At 41.4% G+C, this 1187-nt stretch carries 1 pseudogene; it reads right to left on the minus strand.

Annotated features, from left to right (window positions below):
* Window positions 1-39: 39 nt before the first annotated feature.
* Window positions 40-1187 (minus strand): annotated as a pseudogene (locus CJF42_RS26095) (IS3 family transposase); the annotation flags it as partial.

Genomic DNA, 1187 nt, shown 5'->3' on the forward strand with positions numbered 1-1187 from the left:
CGGTGTTTTTCAAGACAGTTGTCATCACTTTATTAATTTTTATGCCGCAATTTCAATATCAGGAACCGGATTTAATGTAACCGGGCCTTCAGCTTCACAGTTTTGTACATCTCCCGACCACCGTAGTGGATTTTTGTCTTTTGCTGCTTCTAATACCAACTTTCGCTTGGCTAAAATAGCACCATCTATTCCTTGATGCCTTTGTGACGGTGTCACGAACTTTATCCTACTGTGTTTGTGCTTATTGTTGTACCAATCAACAAAACTTTGCACCCAATTTTGTACTTCATCTAGGCTTTTAAAGCCATTTGAAGGCCAGTTAGGTCGATATTTCAGTGTCCTGAAGGTCGATTCTGAGAATGGGTTATCATTACTCACCCTTGGCCGATTATATGATGATGCAATCCCTAACTCTTCCATCTTTACTTTCATTGTGACTGATTTCATCGGTGCGCCGTTATCTGAGTGTAATACCAGTGGTTTATTCGCTATTTTCTCTCGCCAACAGGTCCGTTGTAGCAGCTCAGCTGCTTTATAGCCACACTCTCTTTCATGTACTTCATAACCTACTATTTTTCGGCTATAGATATCCTCAATCATATACAGGTAATAAAACTGACCTCTCACAATAGATGCACAATAAGTAATATCCCATGACCAGACTTCATTGGCCGATTCAGCTTTATATGTCGTTGGTTTCGCTACTTTTCTTCGTACCTTACTCCGTCCTCTATGATGTAATTGATTAGCCTGCTTTAGTACCCGATAAAATGAAGATACTGAAGCAATATAGCAGCCATTATCCATTAACGTAGGTACTATCTGAGAGGGAGGTAAACTTGCAAACTCAGGCTGATTACACAGCGAGATGCTCTGTTCATGTTCACTCTCACTTAATTTGTTCTTTGGCACTGGTCTACTTGCTGTAGGCCTGCCATCAGCTTGAACGTTTCCTGATGGTGCCCAACGATAGTATGTCCGCACATTAATTCCAGCCTCACTACATGCTAACTTTCGTCTTGCCCCATTTTCAAAGGCTTCCCTGATTAATTGGATCAGCCTTTGTCGCTCTGGTAAAGGAGTTAGCTCTCCTCGTCTTCTTCCCAAAGCGCATTCAACTTTTTTCGCAGTACCAACAACGCTGCGGTTTCAGCTAATGCTTTTTCTTTTCTACGTAACTCTTTTTT

The organism is Pseudoalteromonas sp. NBT06-2, from assembly GCF_002276045.1.
Classification (GTDB): domain Bacteria; phylum Pseudomonadota; class Gammaproteobacteria; order Enterobacterales; family Alteromonadaceae; genus Pseudoalteromonas.